Source organism: Halanaerobium kushneri (assembly GCF_900156285.1).
In the GTDB taxonomy this organism is placed as follows: Bacteria; Bacillota; Halanaerobiia; order Halanaerobiales; family Halanaerobiaceae; genus Halanaerobium; species Halanaerobium kushneri.
Map to the genome: position 1 here is coordinate 30,349 of NZ_FTNC01000010.1, position 25,772 is coordinate 56,120.

26 protein-coding genes and 2 pseudogenes are annotated in these 25,772 nt (G+C 33.4%); 2 read left to right on the forward strand and 26 right to left on the reverse strand.

Features of this window, described 5'->3' with window-relative positions:
- Positions 1-52: 52 nt before the first annotated feature.
- The 9 genes and pseudogenes from BW929_RS08155 to BW929_RS08195 all read right to left on the reverse strand — a co-directional run bounded on the left by BW929_RS08155 (position 53) and on the right by BW929_RS08195 (position 6,971).
- A complete protein-coding gene (locus tag BW929_RS08155; protein WP_076544877.1) occupies positions 53-1,093 on the reverse strand; it encodes a LacI family DNA-binding transcriptional regulator in 1,041 nt (346 codons plus the stop codon).
- Between the two features lie 136 nt (positions 1,094-1,229).
- The gene (locus tag BW929_RS08160; RefSeq protein WP_076544878.1) at positions 1,230-2,117 is read right to left on the reverse strand and encodes a LysR family transcriptional regulator; all 888 of its coding nucleotides are present in this window, start codon (positions 2,115-2,117) and stop codon (positions 1,230-1,232) included.
- A gap of 76 nt (positions 2,118-2,193) precedes the next feature.
- A pseudogene (locus BW929_RS15625) lies at positions 2,194-2,358 on the reverse strand (alpha-isopropylmalate synthase regulatory domain-containing protein); the annotation flags it as partial.
- A pseudogene (locus BW929_RS08170) lies at positions 2,330-2,623 on the reverse strand (iron-containing alcohol dehydrogenase); the annotation flags it as partial. The pseudogenes BW929_RS08170 and BW929_RS15625, both read right to left, overlap by 29 nt.
- Positions 2,624-2,677: 54 nt before the next feature.
- A complete protein-coding gene (locus BW929_RS08175; protein ID WP_076544880.1) occupies positions 2,678-3,226 on the reverse strand; it encodes a cyclophilin-like fold protein in 549 nt (182 codons plus the stop codon).
- A 27-nt stretch (positions 3,227-3,253) separates the two neighbouring features.
- Positions 3,254-3,691 (reverse strand): cupin domain-containing protein, encoded by a 438-nt coding sequence (locus BW929_RS08180; RefSeq protein ID WP_076544881.1) that lies wholly within the window; start codon positions 3,689-3,691, stop codon positions 3,254-3,256.
- Between the two features lie 127 nt (positions 3,692-3,818).
- Entirely contained in the window at positions 3,819-4,736 is a 918-nt protein-coding gene (locus tag BW929_RS08185; protein ID WP_076544882.1) for an aldo/keto reductase, read from the reverse strand.
- Positions 4,737-4,819: 83 nt separating this feature from the next.
- Complete coding sequence (locus BW929_RS08190; RefSeq protein WP_143414025.1) at positions 4,820-5,842, reverse strand: alpha/beta hydrolase; 1,023 nt, start codon at positions 5,840-5,842, stop codon at positions 4,820-4,822.
- 211 nt (positions 5,843-6,053) lie between these two features.
- A complete protein-coding gene (locus tag BW929_RS08195) occupies positions 6,054-6,971 on the reverse strand; it encodes an AraC family transcriptional regulator (protein WP_084566137.1) in 918 nt (305 codons plus the stop codon).
- A gap of 252 nt (positions 6,972-7,223) precedes the next feature.
- Between BW929_RS08195 and BW929_RS08200 the strand changes: the two genes are divergently transcribed.
- Positions 7,224-8,981 (forward strand): glycoside hydrolase family 2 protein, encoded by a 1,758-nt coding sequence (locus tag BW929_RS08200; protein ID WP_076544883.1) that lies wholly within the window; start codon positions 7,224-7,226, stop codon positions 8,979-8,981.
- A 112-nt stretch (positions 8,982-9,093) separates the two neighbouring features.
- Here BW929_RS08200 and BW929_RS08205 read toward each other — a convergent pair whose 3' ends face one another.
- From BW929_RS08205 to BW929_RS15565, 12 genes are all read right to left on the reverse strand, one after another.
- The gene (locus tag BW929_RS08205) at positions 9,094-9,993 is read right to left on the reverse strand and encodes a permease (protein ID WP_076545005.1); all 900 of its coding nucleotides are present in this window, start codon (positions 9,991-9,993) and stop codon (positions 9,094-9,096) included.
- Positions 9,994-10,046: 53 nt separating this feature from the next.
- On the reverse strand, positions 10,047-11,060 hold the full coding sequence (locus BW929_RS08210) for a DUF362 domain-containing protein (protein ID WP_076544884.1): 1,014 nt from the start codon (positions 11,058-11,060) through the stop codon (positions 10,047-10,049).
- A 42-nt stretch (positions 11,061-11,102) separates the two neighbouring features.
- Complete coding sequence (locus BW929_RS08215; protein WP_084566138.1) at positions 11,103-11,966, reverse strand: aldo/keto reductase; 864 nt, start codon at positions 11,964-11,966, stop codon at positions 11,103-11,105.
- 99 nt (positions 11,967-12,065) lie between these two features.
- Positions 12,066-13,232: a MalY/PatB family protein gene (locus BW929_RS08220; RefSeq protein ID WP_076544885.1), complete on the reverse strand. Its 1,167-nt coding sequence runs from the start codon at positions 13,230-13,232 to the stop codon at positions 12,066-12,068.
- Positions 13,229-14,122, reverse strand: a complete 894-nt coding sequence (locus tag BW929_RS08225; protein ID WP_076544886.1) for a DUF3737 family protein — start codon at positions 14,120-14,122, stop codon at positions 13,229-13,231. The genes BW929_RS08220 and BW929_RS08225 overlap by 4 nt, the downstream gene beginning before the upstream one ends.
- 106 nt (positions 14,123-14,228) lie before the next feature.
- Positions 14,229-14,981, reverse strand: a complete 753-nt coding sequence (locus BW929_RS08230; RefSeq protein ID WP_076544887.1) for a carboxymuconolactone decarboxylase family protein — start codon at positions 14,979-14,981, stop codon at positions 14,229-14,231.
- 109 nt (positions 14,982-15,090) lie between these two features.
- On the reverse strand, positions 15,091-15,531 hold the full coding sequence (locus BW929_RS08235; RefSeq protein WP_076544888.1) for a flavodoxin: 441 nt from the start codon (positions 15,529-15,531) through the stop codon (positions 15,091-15,093).
- 352 nt (positions 15,532-15,883) lie between these two features.
- A complete protein-coding gene (locus BW929_RS08240; protein ID WP_076544889.1) occupies positions 15,884-16,843 on the reverse strand; it encodes an NAD-dependent epimerase/dehydratase family protein in 960 nt (319 codons plus the stop codon).
- Between the two features lie 162 nt (positions 16,844-17,005).
- Entirely contained in the window at positions 17,006-18,241 is a 1,236-nt protein-coding gene (locus BW929_RS08245) for an anaerobic sulfatase maturase (RefSeq protein ID WP_076544890.1), read from the reverse strand.
- A 19-nt stretch (positions 18,242-18,260) separates the two neighbouring features.
- Positions 18,261-18,719 (reverse strand): RNA polymerase factor sigma-54, encoded by a 459-nt coding sequence (locus tag BW929_RS15475; protein ID WP_076544891.1) that lies wholly within the window; start codon positions 18,717-18,719, stop codon positions 18,261-18,263.
- Positions 18,720-18,725: 6 nt separating this feature from the next.
- Complete coding sequence (locus tag BW929_RS15480; RefSeq protein WP_327077769.1) at positions 18,726-19,130, reverse strand: RNA polymerase factor sigma-54; 405 nt, start codon at positions 19,128-19,130, stop codon at positions 18,726-18,728.
- 11 nt (positions 19,131-19,141) lie between these two features.
- On the reverse strand, positions 19,142-19,225 hold the full coding sequence (locus BW929_RS15565; RefSeq protein WP_327077770.1) for a hypothetical protein: 84 nt from the start codon (positions 19,223-19,225) through the stop codon (positions 19,142-19,144).
- 285 nt (positions 19,226-19,510) lie between these two features.
- On the opposite strand from BW929_RS15565, the gene BW929_RS08265 reads away from it, so the two are divergent.
- The gene (locus tag BW929_RS08265; protein ID WP_076544894.1) at positions 19,511-20,692 is read left to right on the forward strand and encodes an IS256 family transposase; all 1,182 of its coding nucleotides are present in this window, start codon (positions 19,511-19,513) and stop codon (positions 20,690-20,692) included.
- A 315-nt stretch (positions 20,693-21,007) separates the two neighbouring features.
- Here BW929_RS08265 and BW929_RS08270 read toward each other — a convergent pair whose 3' ends face one another.
- The 5 genes from BW929_RS08270 to BW929_RS08290 form a co-directional block, all read right to left on the reverse strand.
- The gene (locus BW929_RS08270; protein WP_076544896.1) at positions 21,008-21,763 is read right to left on the reverse strand and encodes an ABC transporter permease; all 756 of its coding nucleotides are present in this window, start codon (positions 21,761-21,763) and stop codon (positions 21,008-21,010) included.
- Positions 21,764-21,844: 81 nt separating this feature from the next.
- Positions 21,845-22,759, reverse strand: a complete 915-nt coding sequence (locus BW929_RS08275; RefSeq protein ID WP_076544897.1) for an ABC transporter substrate-binding protein — start codon at positions 22,757-22,759, stop codon at positions 21,845-21,847.
- A gap of 39 nt (positions 22,760-22,798) precedes the next feature.
- A complete protein-coding gene (locus BW929_RS08280) occupies positions 22,799-23,407 on the reverse strand; it encodes a UbiX family flavin prenyltransferase (RefSeq protein WP_076544899.1) in 609 nt (202 codons plus the stop codon).
- Between the two features lie 29 nt (positions 23,408-23,436).
- On the reverse strand, positions 23,437-24,300 hold the full coding sequence (locus BW929_RS08285) for a 4-hydroxybenzoate octaprenyltransferase (RefSeq protein ID WP_084566140.1): 864 nt from the start codon (positions 24,298-24,300) through the stop codon (positions 23,437-23,439).
- Positions 24,275-25,729 carry a menaquinone biosynthesis decarboxylase gene (locus BW929_RS08290; protein ID WP_076544902.1) on the reverse strand — a complete coding sequence of 485 codons (1,455 nt, stop codon included), beginning with the start codon at positions 25,727-25,729 and terminating at the stop codon, positions 24,275-24,277. Before BW929_RS08290 ends, BW929_RS08285 begins: the two co-directional genes overlap by 26 nt.
- Positions 25,730-25,772: the final 43 nt, after the last annotated feature.

Here is a 25,772-nt window from a genome sequence, read left to right on the forward strand (position 1 = left end):
ATTTATTTAATCGATTAAATAAAGTTTAAAATTATATTTTTGAAATATTAATTTATTTAATTATACCGCTTACTGAATCCCTTTCAATTAAACTACACTCTATTTTGCAGGGATTTTCTTTAATTTTATAGCCATTAATTAAATCTATTAACATTTTAGTTGCTTTTTCTCCCATTTTATTTAAAGGGAGATCTATTGTTGTCAGCTTAGGCTTAAAAAAATGACTAAATTCTCTATTATCAAAGCCAATTACTGATAAATCATTAGGAACCTGATATCCCATTGAACTAACACCATCTATTACCCCAACAGCCATTAAATCATTAAAGGCAAAAACTGCTGTAGGAGGATTTTCACTCTTTAATAATTCCTTGCTTAAATTAAAACCAGTATCATATTCCCAGTTACCTGTTCTAATCAATGCTGGATCTAAATTTAAATTATTATCAATTAAAGCCTGCTGATAACCCTGCAGCCTTTCGTGAGAAGGCCTGGAATTAATCATACCACTAATTACAGCGATTCGCTTATGACCAAGACTAATTAAGTGACTGGTTGCCCTATACGATGCTAATTTATCATTATAATTAACAGAATAAGTATCCTCTTTTGAACTATAACAATAAGTATAAACAACGGGCTTATCAATATTATTAATTATACCGCTTACATCTCTTGGATGTTCTCCGATATATATAATCCCATCAATTTGTCTGGTTAATAAAACGTCAATTGTTTCGTTGATTTCTGCAGAATACTGAGCTGCCTTTTCAAAAGAGTTTCCAATTTTTTTATTTAAGCGCAAATTACTTAAAATAATATGAAAACCATGCTCTTCAACATATCTATTAATTCCATCTATAATTTGTGGGGAATTAAAAACAGTCATATCTTCTACTATTACTCCAATAGTATTTGTTTTATTTGTCCGCAAGCTTTTAGCTATATTATTTCTCTTATAGTTCATTTCATCAACAATTTTGAGTACTTTTTCTCTTGTTGCTTTGCTTATTTGAGCACTATCATTTAAAACATAAGAAACTGTAGCTGTAGATACACCAGCTTTTTCTGCAATATCTTTTATAGTTGCCATTATAATTCTCCTTAATCGATTAAATAAGCTCTGTTATATATATTAAAGACAATTTAAAGAATTCCTTCTTTTTTTTAAAAGAAATTTATTTTTTTGAGAAATTAGAACTTTTTTATATACAAATAACTTTAATATATTATTTTATAAATGTCAAATACTCATTTTTTATCAAATCTATAAATGCAGACGCAGTGGAATTAAAAATCTGTTTGTTTTTCCAGATAAAAACACAGGAAGAATTTAACTCCGGAGATAATGGTCTAAAACATATTTTATTACTCTGACCAATTTTAATTGAACTTTCGAGAGCCAGTGCATACCCGAGACCGCTTTCTACCATCGTAAGAGCATTATATATCAAGTTATAGGTAGCTATAAAATTAAGTTCAGAAAAAGAACCAGCAAAAAAATTAGCCATTTTGTTTTCAATAATAGATCGTCTGCTGATAATTAAATTTTCATCAATTAAATCTTCAGCTTTGATTACTTTTCTTGCAGCTAAGGGATCATCTTTTAAAAGAAGTATCCCCCACTGCTCTTTTTCTTCTAATTCTATTGAGTAATATTTTTCTGTATCTACTGGATTAATTAACAGACCAATGTCAAGAAGTCCTTTATCAACTTTTTCCTTAATATCACTTGCATTTCCAGTAAATAAATCAAATTTAACTCTTGGATATTTACTGTGAAATTTTTTTATTAACCTGGAAAGCACCTGAGAAGTCATTACTGACTCTCCACTACCTATAGAAACCTGACCTGTTACCAGATCAGAAGTGATTTCACTCTCTGTTTTATTTACTAAAGATATTATTTCCTCTGCTCTTTTAACAAGCAATCTTCCAGCTTCTGTTAATTTGATTTCTCTTTTACCTCTCACAATTAGCTGGGTATCCAATTCTTCTTCAAGCTGCTTTAACTGCCTGCTTAAAGTCGGCTGAGTAATATGCAGAGTTTCTGCCGCCCGTGTTATATTTCCTTCCCTCACAACTGTTAAAAAATAACGCAGTACTCTTATTTTCATCTTTTTACCTCCAGACGAAATTATAAGTTTAAAAATAGATCATATAAATTTCAATAATAAAAGCAATTTATAATTTTTAAGCTGATATCATATTATTTACAGCACTGAAGAGAGCTTTAACAGAAGATGTCATAATATCAGTTTCGATTCCACAACCCCAGTAAATACTGTCGTCTTCGGCTGTAATTCCTACATAAGATATAGCTTTTGATTCAGAACCTATTTCCGGAGCATGCTGTCTTTAAAATATCCAGTATTTCTTCCTCTGTTAGTTTTTTATAGCCGCCAAGAATAACTGTAGAATTCGCAATCTTAGGCAGCATTTCTTCTGTTGCTCCAAGTTCTTTTAAATTAAGAACTATACCGCAGTCTCTGGCAAATTCTTCTAAAGCATCAATACCAGCAATAGTAGAACTCCACATCAGATTACTTCTTGCTTCATAATCTTCAGGATCCTTCACTGCAGCTCTGGCGCTATTAATAATAGAACGGAGTAATCCTTCAAGTTGTTGGGTTTTGATATGTGAAATCAATATTCATTTTTCCAACTCCTCATTTTTTCATTTTAATTCTTTTTTTATTTGGTATCTTTCTATTTTAATTATACCCGATAAAGAAGCAATATTTTCGCCACCAGAAACAACCTTACCCAGTTCATATAACCCTGATGCTGAACCGAAATCACCATAGAACATAATTACGTCTCCCCAGGGCGCATAATATCCCAGTGTACCATCTTTGGCGTCGGCAGCTGGAGTATCGGATACATCAAGTTTATTCTCTGGATAAAAAATCTTTTCATTATTACTATAATTTTCTACCTCAATAGTCATTGGGAGCTGTTCATAGAGTGATCTGGCAGCTGTACTTTCATTTAATTTAAATACTATAGTTTTTCCATCTGACTCAACTCGAATACCCATCTTAATCTCTTCCTCCTCATTAGTTAATGAAACTTCTTTACTTTCTCCACTTAGCTGCTCATCTTTTGTAATTCTCTGCTGAGCATGGACTTTCTGATTAAGACCTACCTCAGTAAATCCAGCTAATAAAATCACAGCAGCTGCAATTAACAAAAATAGATTTGAATTTCTAAACATTTTTAGCATATCAAATCACCCACTTTATTATTTTTCTTATTTCAAATTATTATATTCTTCATCACTTACAGGCTCACACCACTCATTGCCTGTATCTTCTCCAGGGACACCAAAAGCAAGATGACTGAACCAGGAATCTGCCTTTGCTCCATGCCAGTGTTTCACCCCGGTAGGTATAGTGATTACCATACCTGGTTCAAGACTTACTGGCTCTTCTCCTTCTTCCTGATACCATCCACTTCCAGCTGTACAGATTAAAATCTGTTCTCCACCTTTTGTCCCGTGATGGATATGCCAGTTATTTCTACACCCTGGTTCAAAAGTGATATTTGCTATAAAAACTGGGTCTTTTCCGTACTCTGTCAGCGGATTTAAAAAAGACTCCCCGATAAAATACTCAGCAAACATTGAATTTTCCTGACCTTTGCCAAAAGTATTTTCTTTATTAAATTCTTCTTCATTCATAATTTTCATAATTAAATTTATCCTCCTTTAAATACTTACCTTTTTCTAATATCGTTAATATTTAGATCCAAAACTTCTACTTGACCTGTCTATAAAATAATCATATCACCTGGAGTTAACTTCATGTCAATTATTTTTAACGGAAGATAGAAGCAATTCTTTGAAAAATATATGAAATAATTGATTTCAAATTAAATCCTCCACCATAAACAGGCATTATACTGGCAGCACCATAATCTTCAATTTCTTTCAGATTTTTTAAAATTTCCATATCTTCTTTAGAAATAATAAAATCAACTTCTGAGTTATTTTTAATATGCTCCGGATTTTCACTTTTTGGCAGAGGCAGAAGTCCTAGCTGAAGGTCATAACGAATACATAACTGTGGTACTGAAACACCATATTTTTCTGCCATTTCTACTATTTTTTCATTTTTAAATAATTCGCCGTGTCCAATTGGCGAATAAGCCTCTACAAGTATATCTTTATTCTGTGTATATTCGATCAGTTCTTCTGGTGTATTGCTTATATGGGCCAGTATCTGATTTACCATCGGTTTAACTGAACAGTTCTCAATAATGTTATCAATATCTGTTTTGTTAAAATTTGAAAGCCCAATTGCTCTTAACTTTCCATTCTTATATGCATCTTCAAGAGCTCTCCATGCTTCCCGATTTCCTTCCAGATAACGATCATCACCACCAAATTTTGACCACGGTTGAGGACTATGAATTATCATTAGGTCAATGTAATCCAATTTCATTTTTTTCAATGACTCATCAATTGAAGATACTGCCTCTTGATATGACTTTATACCTGCATCAAGTTTTGTAGTCACAAAAATTTCTTCTCTTTTAACTCCACAGTTTCTAATTCCTTCGCCAACTCCACTTTCATTACGATATGCCTGAGCTGTATCAATATGACGATAACCAATTTTCACAGCTTCTTTAACTACCCCTGCTGCATCTTTATTGCTGATAAACCAGGTCCCAAGTCCTAATTTAGGAATTTCAACTCCATTAGAAAGAGTATAGTTCTCATCTAAAACCATAAATATTCTCTCCTTTCTCCATTCTAAAGACAAATGGAATCAGAGAATAGATATACACCCTGCTCCCATTTATCATAGATATCTTAGATATTACCTTTAAAGAATGTTTCCAGTTTATCAAATGGTATTACATCTATTCTGTCATATAGATCTACATGATTTGCTCCTGGAACTACATATAATTCTTTTGGCTCTGCAGCCTGTTCATAAACACTTTCACTGAAATAATTTGAATGTGCATTTTCACCTATAACAAATAATATTGGTCGCGGTGAAATATCGTCAACATAACTTAATAGTGGAAAATTCATAAATGCCATCTGACTCACTTTAGTAAAGGCTCCGATTGAATTTGGATGAAATCCACGTTCAGTTGCATAATAATCAAAGAACTCTGCTGCCACAGGATTGAGTCCTTCTGGAACTTCAGGTACGGGCTCATTAGGGAATTGACCACTCAATTCTGCCCCTCCACTCTCAAAATCTTCCCAGCGCTGCTGTGAAAATTCTGCCAGAGTTTGATCTCTTCTTTCTTCAGTCATTGTTTCTCCCAGTCCATCACGAATATATCTGCTTATATCATACATACTAGCTGTTGCTACAGCTTTAATTCTTTTATCAACCTGAGCTGCAGTTAGAGCAAAACCACCACTGCCGCAAATACCAACAGCACCTATTCTTTCTCTATCAACATAAGGAACTGTTCCTAAAAAGTCTACTCCAGCACTGAAGTCTTCTACAAAGAAATCAGGAGATGAAGTATGTCTTGGTTCCCCACCGCTCTCACCATTAAAAGATGGGTCAAATGCCAGTACTACAAATCCTCGCTGTGCCAGCTGATTTGCATAGACTCCAGGACCCTGTTCTTTAACTCCTCCATATGGAGGTCCAATAACTAAAGCCGGATGATCTTCAGACATATCTAAGTCCTTTGATCGGTATAAATCTGCAGCAATTGTAATATTATATCTGTTCTTATAATTTACACTTGTCCTGGTTACCTGGTCACTTAACTCAAATGTGTAATAATCTGTTGAATCTGCAAAAGCATTCCCAGCAAAAATCAATAACAGCGCCATAACCATCAAAACAATAGTTTTTTTCATCTTTTACACCTTCCTTTTCTTATTTAATTATTTTAAAAACCTTTAAATATCGAAGTTCTTAAATTTACTATACCACTTTAAGTTAACTCTAAGTCAAATACATTTTGTTATTTTTTAATATTTATTCCTAATAATCTGACCTCTTATCATTTTGAGCACATACTTAGTTTATTATATATCTTAACTTAGTGTACTATAAATTTTGAGAATTTCATAAACTATTTTTTCTAGAATTAACTTTTCTATATTTAGAAGGTGATAAGTCATTATGCTTTTTAAACATCCTGCCAAAATGAGATAAAGTATTAAAACCTACTGCTTCACTAATTTCGGTAATGTTTAAATCAGATTCTTTAAGTAGTTTTTTAGCCTCTTTTAATCGGATCAGGTTTAAGTACTCTATAAAAGAAAATCCACTTATCTCTTTAAATTTAGTACTTAAATAACAGGGGTTTAAAGAAAATCTATCAGCAGTTGAGCCTAAACTAATCTCATTTTCGTAGTTTTGCCCAATATATTTTGCAATATCCGAAATTGTTTTATGAAGTGAACTTGTATGTTTAAAATCTCTATTTTCACTTTTCCTGATCTTTTTTATCCTGTAAAGAAGTTCTGCCAGCATAATTTTTAAGTGGAATTCATTTTCTTTTTTACTATCACTAGTTATTTGATCAGTCATAATCTGCTGGCTATTATTTTTAACCGCTAACTTAAAGCTGTTATATTCAGCCAGTAATTTTAATAATAGCTGCTTTATAATTTCCTGATTTTTAATATCCAGGCTAATAATATTACTCTGATGCTGGAAAATAGAAAATAAATCTATCATCTTTTCGGGATTAAACAAACTGCTAATATATTCTTCTTTAAAATAAATCATAATTTTTTCATGCTGGAAACCATTGGCATTTGAAGTGTGATGGAGAGCATTTTTATTTATCAATACAAGATCCCCACTTCTAACATGATAACTTCTATCTTTAATAAAATAGTATCTTTCGCCACTGAGAAGGTAATATAATTCATAATGATTATGATAATGTCGATTTTCCATTTCATAAGATTCTTTAAATTTTTGTTTCTGGATCCAAAATGATTTATCCTCCATAGGATCATATAACTCTTTCACAAAACCACCCCTAAATTTATGCAGAAAAATTACTTAATATTATCTTAATATGTTAATACTATGCATATATTTATCTTACAGTTTAAAAAGAAAGATTTCAACTCATTAAATTCCACATTTCTAAAAATATGCGGAATAATCTCTTAATAACTAAAAAAATACAGAGATTTTCTGCTTATATTTATGATAAAATAAAATTGAGTAAATATTTTAGGACTTTTATTGATTTAAATTATTTAGGGAGGTATTGATGTGATAAGATTATTTGACCGTCATCAGTTTAGAAAACAAAAAGAACTTACAGGTTTATGGGATTTTTCTCCTATTGACAGCAAAAAAGAATGGCCGGAAGACTATAACTATCAATTAAATGTACCAGGCTGCTGGGAAACACATCCGGATCTTTTGAATTATAGAGGTCTGGGAGTATACAGGAAAAAAATTAATGTTTCTGAAAAAACTAACCTGCGCCTAGTTTTTAAGGGAGTCAGTCATACTGCAGATGTTTTTTTTGATGGAGAAAAGGTTGCTCACCATTATAATGCTTATACTCCTTTTACTGCAATTGTAAAGGATGTCGAAGCAGGTGAACATGAGTTAAAAGTCAGGGTAGATAATTCTTTTTCTAAAGAATCTGCTCTGCACACTCCAAATGATTACTATACTTATGGTGGTCTGATCAGAGCAGTTGCTGTAGAAGAAATCAATGATGCTTATATAAAAAGAATAGAATGCACATCTTATCAGGAAGACGGCAGCTGGAAAGCTCAGGTGGCAGTAGTTTTAGAAAATCTGAGTGAAAAAGCTTTAAAGTTTAAAGTTGAGGCTGAACTGAATAAGCAGAACTTAGATTTTGCAGAAGTTGAAATTGATGGAATGAGCCAGCATAAACTCGAAAAAGAATTTTCTTTCCCGGAAGTAGAAAGCTGGTCTTCAGAAAACCCAAGTCTTTATTTATTAAAGACCCGCCTTTATTTAGCTAATCAATCTTCAGGGCAGGGAAGCAGCTCAGAAGATAAGATTCAGCTAATTGATGATCTAATAGAAAGAGTAGGTTTTAGAGAAATTAAAGTTGAGGGAACTAAGCTGCTGTTGAACAACGAAGAAATTGAACTGCTTGGTTTTAACCGGCATGAAGACCATCCAATGGTTGGTGCATCATTTCCTTTTTCTTTAATGAAAAAAGATCTGGATCTACTGGAAGATATGGGATCAAACACTGTTCGTACTTCTCACTATCCTAATGATGAGTTGTTTCTTGATCTCTGTGATGAAAGAGGAATTTTTGTCTGGGAAGAAAACCATGCCCGTGGACTTAGTTTAGAACAGATGTTAAATCCCAATTTTGACAGACAGTGCGAAGATTGTAATCGAGAAATGGTGCAGAATCACATTAATCATCCTTCAATTGTAATCTGGGGAATTTTAAATGAGTGTGCCAGTGCTGCTGAAGAAGGAAGAGAAATTTATAAAAAGCAATTTGAACAAATTAAAAAAATGGATCAGAGCCGCCCTTTAACTTTTGCTACCAGAGAACACTTTAAAGATATCTGCCTTGACCTTGTTGATATTGTATCTTTAAATATCTATACTGGCTGGTATGACTGGTTTTCAGATGACGTGGCTGACTACTACCAGCGGGAAAAGAAGTGGATAGATAAAAATGGAGGAGCTAATAAACCAATAATCATCAGTGAGTTTGGAGCCGGAGCAATTTATGGTTTCCGTGAACCCGGTCGAGTTAAGTGGACTGAGGAAAGACAGCAGGATCTTTTAGATGAACTTATCTCCTATTATCTGGACCAGGAAGAGATTGTAGGTACTTTGATCTGGCAGTTTGCCGACTGTAAAGTTAGTGAAGACGGTATCCCGGGAGAACCTGGCACTGCAGGTACAGCCTGGTTCCATACCAGACCACGCAGTAAAAATAACAAAGGTATCGTAGATGAATACCGCAGACCAAAACTTGCCTATGAGACTGTTAAAAAGCTTTTTAGAGATAGAGACTAAATATATTTTTAAAAGCTTATCTGTAACTATTAATCTATTATGACAGGCAAAAGGCACGTATAAATTATTTATACGTGCCTTTCCTGGCTTAAAAATAATTAAAAAAATCACTTCAAAATATATTTACCACTAAACCTGTAACAAGTGCAAATAAAATATTATATGCTAAATACATAATAAATTTATTAGCACCAAGGACAATTTTAACCGCTCCAAGATTGGTAAGTTTTGTTGCTGGCCCGGTTATCATAAAAGAAGCTGCTGCTCCAATACTCATTCCACTGTGCAGCCACTGCATTAAAAGCGGGATAGTTCCACCACCACAAAAATAAAGTGGTACACCAAGTGTTGCTGCCATTAAAACACCAAAGCCTTCATTACTCCCAAAAAGATTTACAAAGGAATTTTCCGGTACATAACGCTGAAACATTGCTGTAAGCAAAATCCCGAAGAAAAAATATAAGCCGGTTGCTTTTACATTTCGACCAAAGTTTTTTAAAAATCGAAACAGGGAATTAGGATCTGTATCTCGATTCCTGGCTTCTCCAAAACTTGAAAAATCAAAAAATGATTTATCTCTATAAAAAATATAGACAAGTAATCCTGCAGTAATCCCTGCCAGAAAAGCAGAAATAATGCGAATAAAAAAAGCATTATTTCCCAGAGCCATACTGTATACTATAAGCTGTGGATTAAGCAGAATAGAAGAAATCATAAAAGCAGCCAGCCAATCATCTCTCATTCCTTTTTCCGAAAAAGAAGCGGCAATTGGAATGGTACCGTACATACAGAGAGGTGAGGCAATCCCTAATATACAGGCTGGTACAATACCAAATAATCCCCATTTCCTGGACTGCATATTTGAAAGCAAAAGCTGTATCTTCCCTTTGCCAAATACTGAGACTAGAGATCCAATCATCATCCCGATAATCCAGTAGGGGAAAATCTGTTCTAATAGTACAGTAAAGTAGTACCAGAGATAAATAAATTCACGCTGTAATATATCAAATATGGGATCACCTCCTTTACTCAATAATTACCTTACTTTCAATTTAACTATTAATCTTAATTGTCAATTGAAACCAGCCTATAATTACGTCTTCCCAGGTTAATTTCAGCAGCATGTTCCAGAATATGAGTTCCGTTTCTGGATTCTATTCTCTCAACCACTGATCCACCATCTGGTGCAGCATAAATTAAATCAACACTTGCCTGATCCAGGGCAACAGGATCAAGCGAAGCTAAAATACCAATGTCATGCATATCCGGTTCTGCAGGATTTGCAACACAATCACAGTCAACTGAAATATTATTGACTACATTGATATAAAGTATATTGTTTCCATTATCCAGATAATCAGAAACAGACTTTGCTGCTTCTGCCATAGATTCTGTAAAAACATCAACAGGGGTATTCCAGCCAATTCCTGATCTTTCAGCACCACCAGTATGAATCAGAGATTTTCCTTCAGAAGATGCAATTCCAATTGCAGTATTCTTTAAAGCACCACCAAATCCACCCATGGCATGTCCTTTAAAATGAGAAAGGATCAGGAAGGAATCATAATTGTCAAAATGCGACCCTACCAGATTTGTCTGCAGATGGCTTCCTCCCTGAACTGGAATCTCCATTCCTCCATCAGCATCCATAATGTCAACTTCAGCAATTTCTGTATAACCGCGATCTCTAGCAACCTGCATATGCATAGCTGTGCTGGCGCGATTACCACCATAAGCAGTATTGCTCTCAACTATAGTTCCATCTACCGTTTGAATAAGTTCTTCTATAAAATCTGGCCTGAGATGATTACTGGCTTCTCCTTCACCAGTATGCAGCTTTACCGCTACATTTCCAACAGGAGTACGACCTAAAGCTTCATAAGCTGCCATCAAACCTGCTGGACTAATATCTGTAGTCATATAAACAGCAGGTGCAGCTTCTGAAACTACAAGATGTTCTAGCTCTCCAAATTCCGGCAGTATTGATTGTAAAGATTCCTGTGTAATTACCTCAGCAGATACTGGGACTGTTAGAAAAATTAACAGCCCCACCAGCAAACAAATAACTTCCTTTCTCATTTATCAACACTCCTTTTTGTCTTTTCTGCTTATTTAATCATCCTAGTCTAATTCTCCTCCATATACCGGGAACATACTGGCATCTTCATAATCTATATTTTCTATTCCTTTTAAAACTTCCATATCTTCTTCAGAGATAGTAAAATCAAGCTCAGCATTACTTTTAATATGATCCGGGTTTCCACTCTTAGGTAAAGGTAAAAGTCCCAGCTGTAAGTCATAGCGAATACCAAGCTGTGGTACAGAAACATCATATTTTTCTGCGATTTCTACAACCTGATCCTTATTAAATAATTTTCCATGTCCAATTGGAGAATAAGCTTCAACAAGAATTCCCTTATCCTGAGTATAGTTAATTAGTTCTTCTGGAGTATTACCAATATGAGCCAGTATCTGATTTACCATCGGTTTTACAGAGCAGGATTCAAGAATGTTATCGATATCTTCCTCTTCAAAGTTAGAAAGTCCAATTGCCTTGACTTTTCCAGCTTCATATGCATCTTCAAGTGCTCTCCATACTTCCTGGTTGCCTTCCAGATAATGATCATCACCATGGAACTCTTTCCAGGGCTTTGGACTGTGAATAATCATCATGTCAATATAATCCAGTTCCATTTTTTCAAGTGTTTCATCAATTGAGGCAGCTGCTTCATCATAGCTTTTCAATTCTGCAGCAATTTTTGAAGTCACAAAAATATCTTCTCTTTTCACACCAGATTCTCTAATACCTTTTCCAACTCCACTTTCATTTTGATATGCCTGAGCTGTATCAATATGACGATAACCAATTTCTATAGCTGATTTAACTGTCTCCACAACATCATCATTGTCAATAAGCCATGTTCCTAAACCTAACTTCGGAATTTCCACACCATTAGCTAAAGTATAGTTTTCATTTAAAATCATAAATAACATCTCCTTTTTGAGTATTTTATCTAATCCCATAATTATTAAGCTAACTCTTATAGGGATAAATTAAAATTTACAATTATTAATAATTGATTACTAAACATTCTTATATAGTTTCACAGCTCTTTTAAAACGCTGCAGCCCATCTTTTAATCTTTCTCTAGGACAGGCTATATTCATTCTGACAAATTTCCTTCCATCTCCACCATAAATTTTTCCTGCTGAAAGATACAGACCAGTTTCAGCTCGAATAAAGTCACATAATTCTTCTGTATCCTGAGTAATAGAACTGCAGTCTATCCACAGTAAATAAGTTGCATGTGCAGGCAGCAGGTATAAATCTGGAAGTTCTTTTTCTAAAAAATCACCTGCTATTTTTTTATTTTCTTTCAGATAAATGCGTAATTGATTCAGCCATTCTTCTCCAGATTCAAAGGCTGCTACAGCAGCTTCCACAGCAAAAACGTTCGGTTCAGCAACCTCATCTGTATTTAAACCCCTATCCACCCTGTGGCGCAGAGCCTGATCCGGCACGACTACAGCTGCTGTATGAATTCCTGCCAGATTAAAAGCTTTCGATGGAGCAAGACAGCTAACACTGTTCTTTCTGCATTTTTCCGAAACTGAAGCAAAGGGAATATACTCATATTCCGGATCTGTCAGATCACAGTGTATCTCATCTGATAGAACAATAACATTATTCTCATAACAGAGTTCACCTATTCTGGCAAGTGTTTCTCTATCCCAGATCCTTCCAATAGGATTATGTGGATTACAGAGTATCATCATTTTGGTTTCAGGATCAGATAGTTTTTCTTCCAGATCTTCAAAATCAACTTTATATTCTTTTCCATCAAATATTAATTTATTTTCCAGTACATGTCTGCCATTATTGACTATAGAGTTAAAGAATATATTATAAACTGGAGTCTGAACTACAACATTTTCTGCTACTGTTGTCAATTTTCTGATCACACTTGAAATAGCAGGCACAACTCCAGTAGAAAAAATTAGCCAATCTTTTTCAATCTTAAAATTATGTCTCCTATCCCACCAGCTGCTGACAGCCTGATACCACTCGTCAGGTACAATTGTATAACCATAAATTCCTTTTGCGACCTTTTTTTGAATAGCCTCAGTAATCTCTGGTGCTGTCTGAAAATCCATATCTGCTACCCACATTGGAAGTTCATCTTCTTTTACATTCCACTTTAAAGAATTACTTCCTCTGCGGTCAGTCATTTTCGAAAAGTCATAACTCATACTTTAACTCCTTCTAATATATCTAATTCGATCTCTTCCTTAAAATTTCCTTTATCAGCTGTAATTATTTCTGTCTTTTCTGGATCAATCTCCTTTTCATCCATAATCACTTCCCCAATTGCCTTTGCTTTAATAGTACCACCAAGTGGATTTTTTATGCTTTCAATTTTTGTACTCACATCTACCTCGACAGTTGAATATTCAAAAGCAAGATTGGTATTTAATAAACGACAGTTTTCTAACTTCAGGTTTTCAACATAACAAAAACCCTGTAAACTCTCAATAGTACAGTTAACAAAAGTAATATTCTTAGAATTCCAGGCTATATATTCACCTGAGATAAAAGAATCATAAACTGTGACATCTTCACAATTCCAGAATGCATCTTTTGAAAGCATTTTGGCATTTCTGATTTCAATATTCTTACAGCTATCAAAGGAATAGTTGCCAACTAGATCAAAATTTTTGATATCAAGGTCATTACTATTCATGGCAAAGTAATCACCCTTAGCTGTTACATTATCTAATTTGATTCTATCACAGTTCCATAAAGTTTCTTCAGCTTCCGGAATTGTTACATTTTCTAATTTGATATCACTGGAACGCCTGAATGTTTTTGGGGCTCGAATAGTACTGTTTTTAATAGTGATATCATTTGAATACCAGATACCTGCCCGTGCCATTTCAAAAAGAGTGCTGTTTTCAATCTCTACCTTATCACTATACCACAGAGGGTATTTCCATTTAAACAAATCATTTTTTAATTTTAAATTACTGCTTTCTTTAAGAGGAGATTCTCCATCAGCAAAGGTTGAATATGATATTTCTAAATCCTGACTTCCAAATAGGGATCTCTCTCCTTTAAACATCTTTTCTTTTATTTCTTTCATTACTTTCTCTCCTAACTGTTGCATTGAACTATATTTATATCAGTGAACTAATATTTAGGCAGGCATTAATTATTTTTTATACCTGCCTATTTATTAATTTTTATATTTATTGATTTATCCGACTTAAGAACTGGCTTAAAATTTCTCCAGCATTATCTGCTTCTTTCTGTCCTACTCTGGCTTCAATTGTAGATACTATCCCTTTAAGTTCCTCCGGAGTTACTCCTGTATTAAAAGCCATGAAGAAATGTGACTGCAGCTGAGAATTAACTCCGTTCATACTTGCAAGAGCTGAAACAGTAACAATTTCTCGGGTTTTATAATCCAGAATATCGCGGCCAAAGAGGTCACCAAATAAATGTCCTTTTAAAAACTTGTCCATAGCAGGAGCAAATTCGTAATCAAAAGGACGCCCTACTAATTCAGTCTGAACTTCTCTTCCCAGCTCAAAACTACTTTTATCTTCTGGTAATGGACTTGCTGTTTCTCCAGCTTCATCGTTAACTCCCCTTGCTTCTCTTGCTTCCAGAACAGATTGTAAAGTACCTAAAGCATTTAAACTGCGTGGGAATCCTGCATAAGCATAGACATGAACTAATACTTCCTTTATTTCATTAACAGTCAGCCCAACATCTAATCCTTCATTTAATACTGTTCTCAGATTTTCTAAATTACCACTGGCTGCAAAAGAAGAAATCAGTACAATTTTCTGCTGTTTGGAATTCAACTCTCCTACCTCTAAATCTATTTTTTTAGCACCCTCACTCTCACTTTCCTGAGCAACAGCTACCCCACCTACAAAAATCATCATTGATCCAAGCAGAAAAAATGCTAAAAGTATTGTTATTATTTTTCCCATTATATTCATTCCTTTCAATTTTATTTTTGATATCTACAAAAATCTTTTAAGCAATTTTCTATTTTTATAATATTGCTATTTATAAATAACTGATACACATTCATTTAATTTAATAATTTATATTAAGGTCCTTCAACCACTGCAGTAAATCTGGTCTCGCTGTTTCTACATAAGGTCGATAAACATTAAATTCTTCTCGAATATCAGCCTCACTTAAAATCCTATTTAAATCTCTGATACTTCTTCCTATTCCACCTGTTCCATGAGTACAAAAAGGAACTACAATCTTGTCAGAAAAATCATGATTATCTAAAAATGTTAAGACAGGCATTGGTAGTGTCGACCACCAATTGGGGTAACCCAGGAAAATGATATCATAATCTGCTATACTGTCTAGATTATTGCTTAATTCAGGTCTTGCATTATCTGCAAGTTCATCAGCAGCTCTTTCCAGGCATATATCATAATTACTGGAGTAGAGATCCTCTACTACTATTTTAAATACATCTCCTCCTGTTTCTTCTTCAATATGCTGGGCCAGTAATCTCATTTTTTAGTCACCATTTCTTTAACTATTATTAGTTATCTGACATAAAAACACTTTAAGTTAACTCCAGGTGGAATAACTTTTTATCTACTTTAATTTTAACAATTAAAGCTATGCATTACTAATACTTATTTGTAATCGTTAAAAATACTTAAAAAGCATATTTGGTTTGAATTCAATTCTTTTATTATTTCTTATTTAACAGCTTAACACTTTAAGTTAACTCAAGGTCAAGCTATTTTTGAAAATAATTTTTAAAATTGCATAAAAAAATCCCAAAAGTCCTTCATAATTTAATCAGCAATGAAGTTCTTTTGGGAAAATAGTTTTATATAAATTTATATTTTATTATAATTTATTTTTCTATATTAATAACGTCTCTTTCCAGATAACTTTTAATGCTTATTTCTACAGTTTCTCTGGTTGAATATTGAGGCTGATAGTCAATTAACTGTTTTGCATTCTCAATTGAGAAAAATCCGCTTCTGGCCAGATGATAGTAACTCTGTTCAGTCTGTTCTTCATCATCTATATAATCACACCATTTTCCCCAGTCTAAAAAGTCAATATCTGCTTCCTGACCAAAAAATTCGTACATAGCCTTTGCATAACCATATAAAGTGAAGGAATCTTCAGCAACTGCATGAAAGCTTTCTCCTAAAGCCTGATTTCTGTGAGTAATAGCCTTAAAAAACATCTGAGCAACATCAGCAGCATGGACATGATGCAGAGTCTCCATTCCGAAATTGGGCAGATGAATTTTTTCTCCCCGGGCAATCTTTTCAAATACTTCTGGATCTATATTACCAAAGGGACTAATAATTAACCAGCCTGGGCCAGAAATTTGTCCGGGCATAATAATTGTTGCCGGGAAATCATTTCTGCGATATTCTTCTTTTAAGTACTGCTCACTGTGAAATTTATTTAAGCCGTAATTATCCAGAGCTTCTTTTTTAACGGTATTTGGATCAGCTGCCAGTAACTCTGTTCTTCCGTGAGCCCAAATAGATGAGCAAAATAAATAATGTGATAAATTTGTCCCTTTTAAAGCTTCTACCATTTCCTTTGTCTCTTCTAAGTGAAAATTAATTAAATCAACAACAATATCGGCATCCATTGCAGCAATTTCTGCCGCAAAATCATCCTCCTGATCCCTGTCCATAAAAACCTGCTCGACTTTATCCCAGGCTTTATCCTCAACATAAGGATCACTTTTACCTCGAGAAATATTTATAACTTGATGTCCGGCCTTAACTAAATCTGGAATAAGATAGGAACCAATGTGACCACTACCACCGATAACTATAGTTTTCATAGATTATTCCCCTCTCTTTAATTAAAAGTGTTTCTGTACCAAATTACTGCTCTGGATTATAATAAATGCTCTAAAGTATATTTAGTCAGAAATTTCATTTAATTTAATTATAACAGAGACAGAGAATTTAGTTAAATTTTAAAAAATAAAACAACTCTTTTATTATAAACAGCACTTCTTATACTTCTTCCCACTACCACAGGGACAGGGATCATTACGCCCCACATCCCATTTTTCTTTGTGAATTTTCTGCAGCTCTTTTTTCATGACAATTGGTGATTTCCTCTGTTTAACCAGCTGAGCTAATTTTTTCATAAACGGATCTATATAAGCAAAAAATAGCTTATATCCCTCACAGAGGTAATTGAGTTTGTATTTATCACCTGTATCTATAATCCTATTTTTAGGACAACCACCATTACAGATAAATCGGTAGTCACATTCAATACACTTTTGATTTAACTCTTTTCTTTTATCTCTGCCAAATTCCTGCTGCTGATTAGAGTTCATCATTTCTAAAATGCTTTTATCATTAATATTACCCAATTTGTATTCAGTCTCAACAAAATGATCACAGGAATATAAATCTCCATTATACTCCATTACTGGCCCCTTACCACATTCCTTACTAAATACACATAAATTGGTTCCAAAACCTGACCAGGCTGATACTGCCTCTTCAAATATCTGCACATAAACATCTCCGAGATCATTAACCCACTCATTGAAAACTTTAATTAAAAACTTTCCGTAAGCTTCTGCTTTTACTGATCGGGAAGATATATCCCCGTTTTCATCCATTTCTACTATCGGAATAAACTGAATAAAATCAGCTTCTATATCTCTAAAAAAATTATAAACTTCTTCTGGTTTTTTCGAATTAACATTATTAACTACTGCCAGAATATTATATTCTACACCATATTCTTTTAACTTTTTTATTCCGGCCATCACTTTTTGATGTGTTCCTTCAGCTTTTTTATCTTTTCTGTATCTATTATGCAATTCTGCTGGTCCGTCTAGACTTACCCCCACCAGAAAATTATTTTCCTTTAAAAACTGTGCCCACTGATTATCAATTAAAACTGCATTAGTCTGAATTGAATTTTCTATCTTCCAGCCTTCAGGTGCATATTTTTTCTGTAATTCAACTGCTTTTTGGAAGAACTCCAGGCCTCTCAAGGTTGGTTCTCCGCCCTGCCAGCCGAAATTTACCACCGGACCAGGCTGAGCCTCTAAATACTGTTTAATATATTTTTCCAGAGTCTCTTCTGACATCTGAAAATTATCTGTATTTGAATAAAGTTCTGTTTTTTTAAGATAATAGCAGTATTCACAGTCTAAATTACAGATTGGACCTGCAGGAAAAACCATTACATTGAAATATTTACTAAACATTTTAAAGCTCCTGATAAAATCATTTTCTGTTTCTGGAATTATTTATTCCGATAGATTTTCTATATTTAGCTATAGTTCTTCTATTAATATCAACTTTATACTTATTAATCAGGACTTCTGCAAGATCACTGTCAGTTAAAGGACTTTTTTTATCCTCCCCTGCTATTCCCTTACTTATAATTGCCTTAATACTGACCGATGAAAGATCTCCAATCCCACTATTAAAAAATATCTTTAAACTAAATGTCCCATGTGGAGTCTGCATATATTTCCCGGTTCTTGCTCTACTTACAGTTGACTCATGCATTTCAATTTCCTCTGCTATGTCCTCCATTGTCATAACATGTAAATATTCTAAACCCTTATCAAAAAATTCTTTTTGTTTTTCTACTATAGCTTCTGCAATTTTTTTGATTGTTTCTCTTCTTTTAACAATACTTTTTATTAACCAGATTGCAGCCTGATGTTTTTGCTTCAAATATTCCTAACATTCCTGATCCTCTGAATTTTTAAGTAAGTTGTAATAATAATTGTTTATTTTTAAAGTTGGAGAAAATTTTTCTTTATAAATTATCTTATATTTATTATCTGCTTTTTTCACAACTATATAAGGATCAACATAATCAACCTTATTTTCGAGAGAATTCAGTTCAGTAAAATCAATATCAAGAGTCTTAATTTTATTATAAATTTCTTCAATTTCAGCTAAACTGAAAGAAAATAATTCAGCAATAACTTCCAGTTCAAGAGTAAGCTTCCCCTTTTCATTAAAACTACCAATAATAAATTTTCCTGCTTCAATTTCATTTTCATTCAAAACTTCAAATAATTGATTTTCTAATGATTCATAGAAGCCAGGCTTATAAGAAATAAATTTTTCATATTCTATTCTGTCTTTAGTTACAGAAGAATTATAACTCTTATTTTACTGTTATAATCTTCTAATCTTTCAAGTAAGGGATTTTCCTGTATTTCCTTGTCTATAAATTCACTTAATTCTAAAGTGCTTTATTGTAATATTTCAATTGCCATCTTTAACTGTGGGTTAAAATAACTTCCTGTTTTTGCTCTAAATTGATATTATAATCTAAATTCATATAAATCCCCTTTTAATTATAAAGGATTAAACCAAAAACAAAGTAATGTACAATAAGTTGTGTAAATTAAATATCGATACTTTTTTAAAATAAAAAAAGAGGAATCCTTCTTTAAGTGGTTGAATATATTTATCGACGAAAATAAAAAATCAAACCACTAGGAGGACTCCTCATGAAAAGTATAACTGATAACCCCAATAATGGTCAAGGTAATTTTGACGATATGATCAATGATTTGATCAAAAATTTTATCGAAAAGCTTCTTAAAGGTGAATTAACTGAATTTCTTAATTACGATAAATATGATTCTGCTGGTAAGAACTCTGGTAATAGCCGCAATGGCAACTATTCTCGTAATTTCCAAACTAAATACGGTGTCATTGAAAAACTAGAAGTCCCAAGAGACAGAAATAATGATTTTCAAACTGCTCTTTTTGAGCCATATAAACGCCGTGATGACTGGTTAGAACAGACTGTAATCCAGATGTATGCCAGAGGTCTATCTACTCGTGATATAGCTAATTTGATTGAGCAAATGTATGGTCAAAAATACAGTGCTACCAGTGTCAGCAATCTGACAGATATAGCAGTTAAAGAAATTGAGCAGTGGAAAAACAGACCCTTAGAAAAACGCTATAGTGTGCTCTTCATTGATGCTCTAAGCATCAAGATTCGACGAGAACATGTTGGTAATGAATCAGCATATATCATCATTGGAATCAATGAAGAAGGCTATAGAGAGATTCTGGACTTCTACATTGGTGTAACAGAATCAGCTGCACTCTGGGAAGAAGTACTGATGAACCTGAAATCCAGAGGCGTAGAACAAGTGCTTCTGGGTGTTATGGATGGCCTACCAGGATTAACTGACTCATTCCTGAAAGTATATCCAAAAGCTGATGTTCAACGCTGTGTAGTTCACAAGGTTCGCAATACTCTTCATAAGGTTAAAAAGAAACATACAGATGAAATTGTTACAGATCTTAAGAAAATTTACAAAGCTCCCAGCATAGAGTTTGCAGAGCAGGCCTTAAATGATTTCAGCTCAAAGTGGGATAAACTCTATCCTCGCTTAGCTCAAAGCTGGTTTGAAGATAAAGATGAACTATTTACTTTTTATAAATATCCCGATAGTATTCGGAAGTCAATTTATACAACTAACTGGATCGAAAGAGCCAATAAAGAAATCAGAAAAAGACTTAAAACAATGAATAGTTTACCAAATGAAAAGGCAGCAGAAAAAATACTATATCTTAAAATCTTAGACTATAATTCTAAGTGGTCAGAACGAAGACTAAAGGGATTTTTAGCTGCTAGAGATAAACTAATTCAACTATTTGAAGAAAGATATTAATTTATTTACACAAAATACTTGACGTTACCCCAAACAAATCCCCGCCTCATTAATTATCATCGACTACTTATAATTATAAGTAGGTTAAAATTAAAATGCAAACTCTATTTATTTTAGATAGTAAAATTCGCTTTAAATAAACACTTTTTATATAGAACGCAAAAGAGATTTATATATACGTATTGAGTTATAAATTATCATTATTAAAATATATCAGTTCTTCGCTAATTAACAAGGTCTCTTGATTATACAAACAAAAAAAGCTTCCCTTCAAACTAATCTTAGGAGAAGCTTTTATCTTCAATCTTTTTAATTTTATACCTTATTTTCAGGATCATTTAAAAATATCCAGGGACAAAAAATTCTTTCCACAAAATCAACAAATAAAAATAAGATCAGTCCTAAAAAACTTAAGGCCATTATTCCTGCAAACATTTCACTGTAATTCACTCTTGTCCAGGTATCCATGATAAAAAAACCCAAGCCTTCAAACGTTGCAAAAGTTTCTGTAAAAAATAAGACAGCTACAGCAGTTCCTAAACTTATACGAATTGCTGTAAATACTCTGGGTAAAGAAGCAGGTAAAATAAGGTGCCAGAATAACTGTGTTTTGGAAACTCCCAAAGATTTTACAGATAATATTAGTTCTGGGTCAATAGACTTTGCCGCATCTCTTGTATGAACCAGAATCTGAAAAAAGACTATAATTGCTATTAAAAAAACTTTGGACAGATCTCCAAGCCCAAAAAACAATAAAACTATTGGAAGAAAGGCAATCTTGGGTACTGGATAAGCAAGATAAATAAATGGAGATAAATACTTATCAAGAGATTTAAACCTACCAATTATTAAACCAAATGGGACTGCAATTATCAAAGCACTGCCTACACCAAAAATAATCCTTTTCAAACTGGCAAGCATATGAAATAATAATTCAGATTTTAGTTCTACAACTGCCTCAAATACCTCAATAGGAAGAGGTAAGATTTTACTACTGATAATTAAAGCAGCCAGCCACCATAAAAACACAACAATAATTAGCGATAACAGATACTTCAAAACTTTATTCATAATGATCACCAACTTTAAGCAGGGAACCAGCTTTTTTAATTAATTTAAACAATCCAATCCCCCTTAATAAAATACAAATAACTATTCAACAAAACCTTTTTCAATAAGATCCTGATATGTATATTGCCCTTCAATTAAATCTTTTTTCTCCATCCAATTTATCACTAATTGAACAGTACTTTCCTGAGGTAAATGCGGTTTGTCATACTCTGGAAATACAAAGCTTTCTTTTACTTCTTCTGGAAATCCTGCTTTATTAATCAGCAGATCACGATAGCTGTCAGATTTATTATTTAGAAGTTCCACCGCTTTTGAATAAGCAGCATAAAAATCTCTAATTTCTTTCTCCTTTTTTTCTAGTGCCTCATCTTTGAAAAGCATAATTCCGGGTGCCTCTCCTAATTCTGTACTTTCTCCAATTTTATTGGCTCCGTTCTTTATTAAAACACTTGCTAAAGGTTCAGGTAAACAGGCTGCTTTAACCTTTCCTTCTTCAAGCATCTGAAGCCTAACCGGTATTTTAGGAATAGCAATTTTTGCAATTTCCTCATCCTCTAAACCATTACTTTTTAAAAGTCTATCAGTTATGTATTCAATTATTGTATTTGATGAAATAGCTATTTCAACATTCTTTAGATCTTCATAACTTTTTATATTAGAGTTTTTCCCTGATAAAAGAACATATCTACCATTTGTAAGTGACGTTATTTTAACATTCCGCCCATTATCAACAGAAAATAAAACTGCCAGTACATCAGAGATTGCTCCATCTATGGCCCCTGCCTGTAAGGCACTATCTCTTTCAATAGGATTATGAAAACTAACAATCTCTATTTCTGATCCAGTTTCAGAGAAAAGCCCTTCTTCCTGAGCTACAATTAAAGGTATCGAATCTGCGTCTGGTAATATTCCAACCTTTAAAGCTGCAGCAGCCGGATAAGTAATTATAACTAGTAAAATAAAAATAATAAAACTCATATTTAAAATTTTCTTCATTTTTGTATTCCTCCTAATAATATATTTATCCATTAATATCTATTTAGATCCATTCCACTTTTTATATAGTGAATGGTTAATTCCAAGATGTTCTAAAACTCTTCCTACTAAAAAATCTGCCAGATTAGATATGGAAGCAGGCTTTTGATAGAATGCAGGCATAGCAGGAATAATATCTACACCCAGTCGACTTAATTTTAATAGATTCTCTAAATGAATCTGGTTTAATGGAGTTTCTCGGGGAACTATTATAACTTTTTTCTTTTCTTTTAACATCACATCAAATGCTCTCTCAATTAGATTTGTTGATACCCCCTGAGCAAAACGAGCTGCACTTCCCATTGTACAGGGTATTACAACCATCACATCAGCTGCATTTGATCCACTGGCTGCAGATGCATTAAATTTATCTACTTCTGCAATTGTTATTAAATCAGGATTAGGAATATTCCATTCTTCTATAATATATTTAAAAATCTTGTCATTATTCTCCGGAAATTTAGAACTAAGCTCATGTTTCAAAACTTCTTTACCAGGATTACTAATAATTATTGTCTGTTGATTACCAAAGTTATTAATTATTTCAATAAATTTCTTAGCATAAAGAGCCCCACTGGCTCCAGTAATAGCTGTCAGTATTTTTTTCATCTATTTTTTCCTCCTGAAATTTTAAAATATTAAAGTAAAATATCTATTGCTCCCCCTAAAAAAAGAAGAGGACTTATTATCTGATTAATACTATAAGAAGCTATCTTAACCTGGCTTAGATCATCAGGACTTACAAGACGATGTTCATAAATCAAAAGAAACGTTACTAAAATTACTGCTATTAAATAAACAAATCCTAGATCAGGGAAAAAATATACTAAAGAAAACATTATTATAACAGTTAAAAAATGTAACCCTCCTGCAATTTTAAGAGCTTTTTTAATCCCAAATTTAGCGGGAATAGATCTGATAGAATTTTCTCTATCAAAATCATAATCCTGAGTTGCATAAATAATATCAAAACCAGCAACCCATAAAGCATGAATTGAAGCCAGCATAACTGATCCCAGGGTTAAGCTGCCTGTAACAGCAATCCAACTCCCTAATGGTGCCAGAGCAACTGCTGCTCCCAAAACTAAATGGCAGGCCCAGGTGAAACGCTTGGTATAAGAATAAAACAACACAAATAAAACAGCCAGCGGCATTAACTTTACAGCTATTGGATCTAAATTAAGTGCAGCAAGCAAAAGTAAAATAAAACAAAAAACTGTCAGTAAAAAAGTTTCTTTTTTACTCACTTTACCCACCGGAATTTCTCTATCTTTTGTTCTTGGATTTAATTTATCAATCTTATAATCTGCAACTCTATTCCAGGCATTAGCACCATTCCTGGCCCCAATCATTGCAACTGTTATCCAAAAAAAATTATTTAAAGATGGCCAGCCACCAGAAGCTAAAAACAAAGCAAAATAGGCAAAAGGAAGGGCAAAAATTGTGTGTTCAAACATAACTAGTGAAGAATAATCACTAATCTTCTTTCCAACTGATTCCATACTCATCCCACCTCTTATCGACAAGATCTTTTATATTATCACTCATTTCGATTTCTGGCGGCCACTCCCTTGTATGCCCTTCTTCCGGCCATGCTTTTGTAGCATCAATTCCCATTTTATTTCCAATTCTGGCTCTGGGTGAAGCATGATCAAGAGCATCAAGTGGACCTTCAACGATTTCAACATCTCGCCCGGCATCAATATTATTAAAAACCTTCCAGGCAACTGTTGATAAATCATGTACATCAACATCACTATCAACTATAATGATCATTTTTGTGTACATCATCTGTCCCATTCCCCAGAGTGCATGCATTACCTTTTTGGCCTGACCGGGATAACTTTTATCAATAGATATTATCGCACAGTTATGGAAAACCCCCTCTAAAGGCAGGTTCATATCAACTACTTCTGGCAGAGTCATTTTTAAAAGCGGAAGAAAAATCCGCTCTGTAGCTTTAGCAATATAACAATCTTCCATTGGTGGCTTACCCACAATCGTTGCATTATAAATAGCATTTTTGCGGTGGGTAATTGTTTTAACGTGAAAGGCCGGATAATCATCTGCAAGAGAATAATATCCAGTGTGATCACCAAAAGGACCTTCTCTTCTTAGTTCTTCTGGATCAACATAACCCTCCAGAATAATTTCAGCATTAGCAGGAACTTTTAGGTCCACAGTTTTACATTTTACCATTTCAACAGGTTTTTTTCTTAAAAATCCTGAAAATATCATTTCATCAATCTGAGCTGGCAGTGGTGCAGTTGAAGAATAGATAGTTGCAGGATCAGCTCCAATTGCCACTGCGACTTCCATTTTTTTGTTTTCATTTAAGTAATTCCTGTAATTTGCTGCTCCATCTTTATGAATATGCCAGTGCATTCCAGTAGTATCCTTGTCGTAAACCTGCATTCTATACATTCCCATATTCTGCTGTCCTGTTTTTAAATTTTTTGTAAAAATAAGGGGTAGAGTAAAAAATTTACCACCATCTTTCGGCCAACACTTTAAAACAGGAAGCTCTGCCAGATCAACATCTGTTTTTATAACTTCCTGACAGGGAGCGTTTTTAACAGTCACTGGAAAAAAATCGCTGACTTCTTTTAAAAGCGGAATAGTTTTCAGTTTATCAAATATATTTTCTGGCACTGGGGTATTTAAATATTCTTCTATCCTATCAGCAATTTGATCTAAATTTTCTACTCCAAGAGCCAGTTCCATTCTTTTATATGAACCAAAAGCATTAATTAAAACCGGCATATCTGAATTTTTGACATTCTCAAAAAGCAGTGCTGGACCATTCTGCTTTACTACTCTATCAGCAATTTCGGTTATTTCTAAATCAGAATCAACTTCAGTTTTAATTCTGATTAATTCATCATTTTTTTCAAGCACTTTAATAAAATCACTAAGACTTTCAAAACTCATAAATACTACACCTCTTATTCTAATAAATTTTTTATTTAACTAC

Coding starts and splice junctions, on each gene's coding strand:
- BW929_RS08155 (WP_076544877.1), bottom strand. CDS start 1,093: ATGGCAACTATAAAAGATATTGCAGAAAAAGCTGGTGTATCTACAGCT.
- BW929_RS08160 (WP_076544878.1), bottom strand. CDS start 2,117: ATGAAAATAAGAGTACTGCGTTATTTTTTAACAGTTGTGAGGGAAGGA.
- BW929_RS08175 (WP_076544880.1), bottom strand. CDS start 3,226: ATGCTAAAAATGTTTAGAAATTCAAATCTATTTTTGTTAATTGCAGCT.
- BW929_RS08180 (WP_076544881.1), bottom strand. CDS start 3,691: ATGAAAATTATGAATGAAGAAGAATTTAATAAAGAAAATACTTTTGGC.
- BW929_RS08185 (WP_076544882.1), bottom strand. CDS start 4,736: ATGGTTTTAGATGAGAACTATACTCTTTCTAATGGAGTTGAAATTCCT.
- BW929_RS08190 (WP_143414025.1), bottom strand. CDS start 5,842: ATGAAAAAAACTATTGTTTTGATGGTTATGGCGCTGTTATTGATTTTT.
- BW929_RS08210 (WP_076544884.1), bottom strand. CDS start 11,060: ATGAGAAAGGAAGTTATTTGTTTGCTGGTGGGGCTGTTAATTTTTCTA.
- BW929_RS08215 (WP_084566138.1), bottom strand. CDS start 11,966: ATGATTTTAAATGAAAACTATACTTTAGCTAATGGTGTGGAAATTCCG.
- BW929_RS08220 (WP_076544885.1), bottom strand. CDS start 13,232: ATGAGTTATGACTTTTCGAAAATGACTGACCGCAGAGGAAGTAATTCT.
- BW929_RS08225 (WP_076544886.1), bottom strand. CDS start 14,122: ATGAAAGAAATAAAAGAAAAGATGTTTAAAGGAGAGAGATCCCTATTT.
- BW929_RS08230 (WP_076544887.1), bottom strand. CDS start 14,981: ATGGGAAAAATAATAACAATACTTTTAGCATTTTTTCTGCTTGGATCA.
- BW929_RS08235 (WP_076544888.1), bottom strand. CDS start 15,531: ATGAGATTACTGGCCCAGCATATTGAAGAAGAAACAGGAGGAGATGTA.
- BW929_RS08240 (WP_076544889.1), bottom strand. CDS start 16,843: ATGAAAACTATAGTTATCGGTGGTAGTGGTCACATTGGTTCCTATCTT.
- BW929_RS08245 (WP_076544890.1), bottom strand. CDS start 18,241: ATGTTTAGTAAATATTTCAATGTAATGGTTTTTCCTGCAGGTCCAATC.
- BW929_RS08265 (WP_076544894.1), top strand. CDS start 19,511: ATGAAAAGTATAACTGATAACCCCAATAATGGTCAAGGTAATTTTGAC.
- BW929_RS08270 (WP_076544896.1), bottom strand. CDS start 21,763: ATGAATAAAGTTTTGAAGTATCTGTTATCGCTAATTATTGTTGTGTTT.
- BW929_RS08275 (WP_076544897.1), bottom strand. CDS start 22,759: ATGAAGAAAATTTTAAATATGAGTTTTATTATTTTTATTTTACTAGTT.
- BW929_RS08280 (WP_076544899.1), bottom strand. CDS start 23,407: ATGAAAAAAATACTGACAGCTATTACTGGAGCCAGTGGGGCTCTTTAT.
- BW929_RS08285 (WP_084566140.1), bottom strand. CDS start 24,300: ATGGAATCAGTTGGAAAGAAGATTAGTGATTATTCTTCACTAGTTATG.
- BW929_RS08290 (WP_076544902.1), bottom strand. CDS start 25,729: ATGAGTTTTGAAAGTCTTAGTGATTTTATTAAAGTGCTTGAAAAAAAT.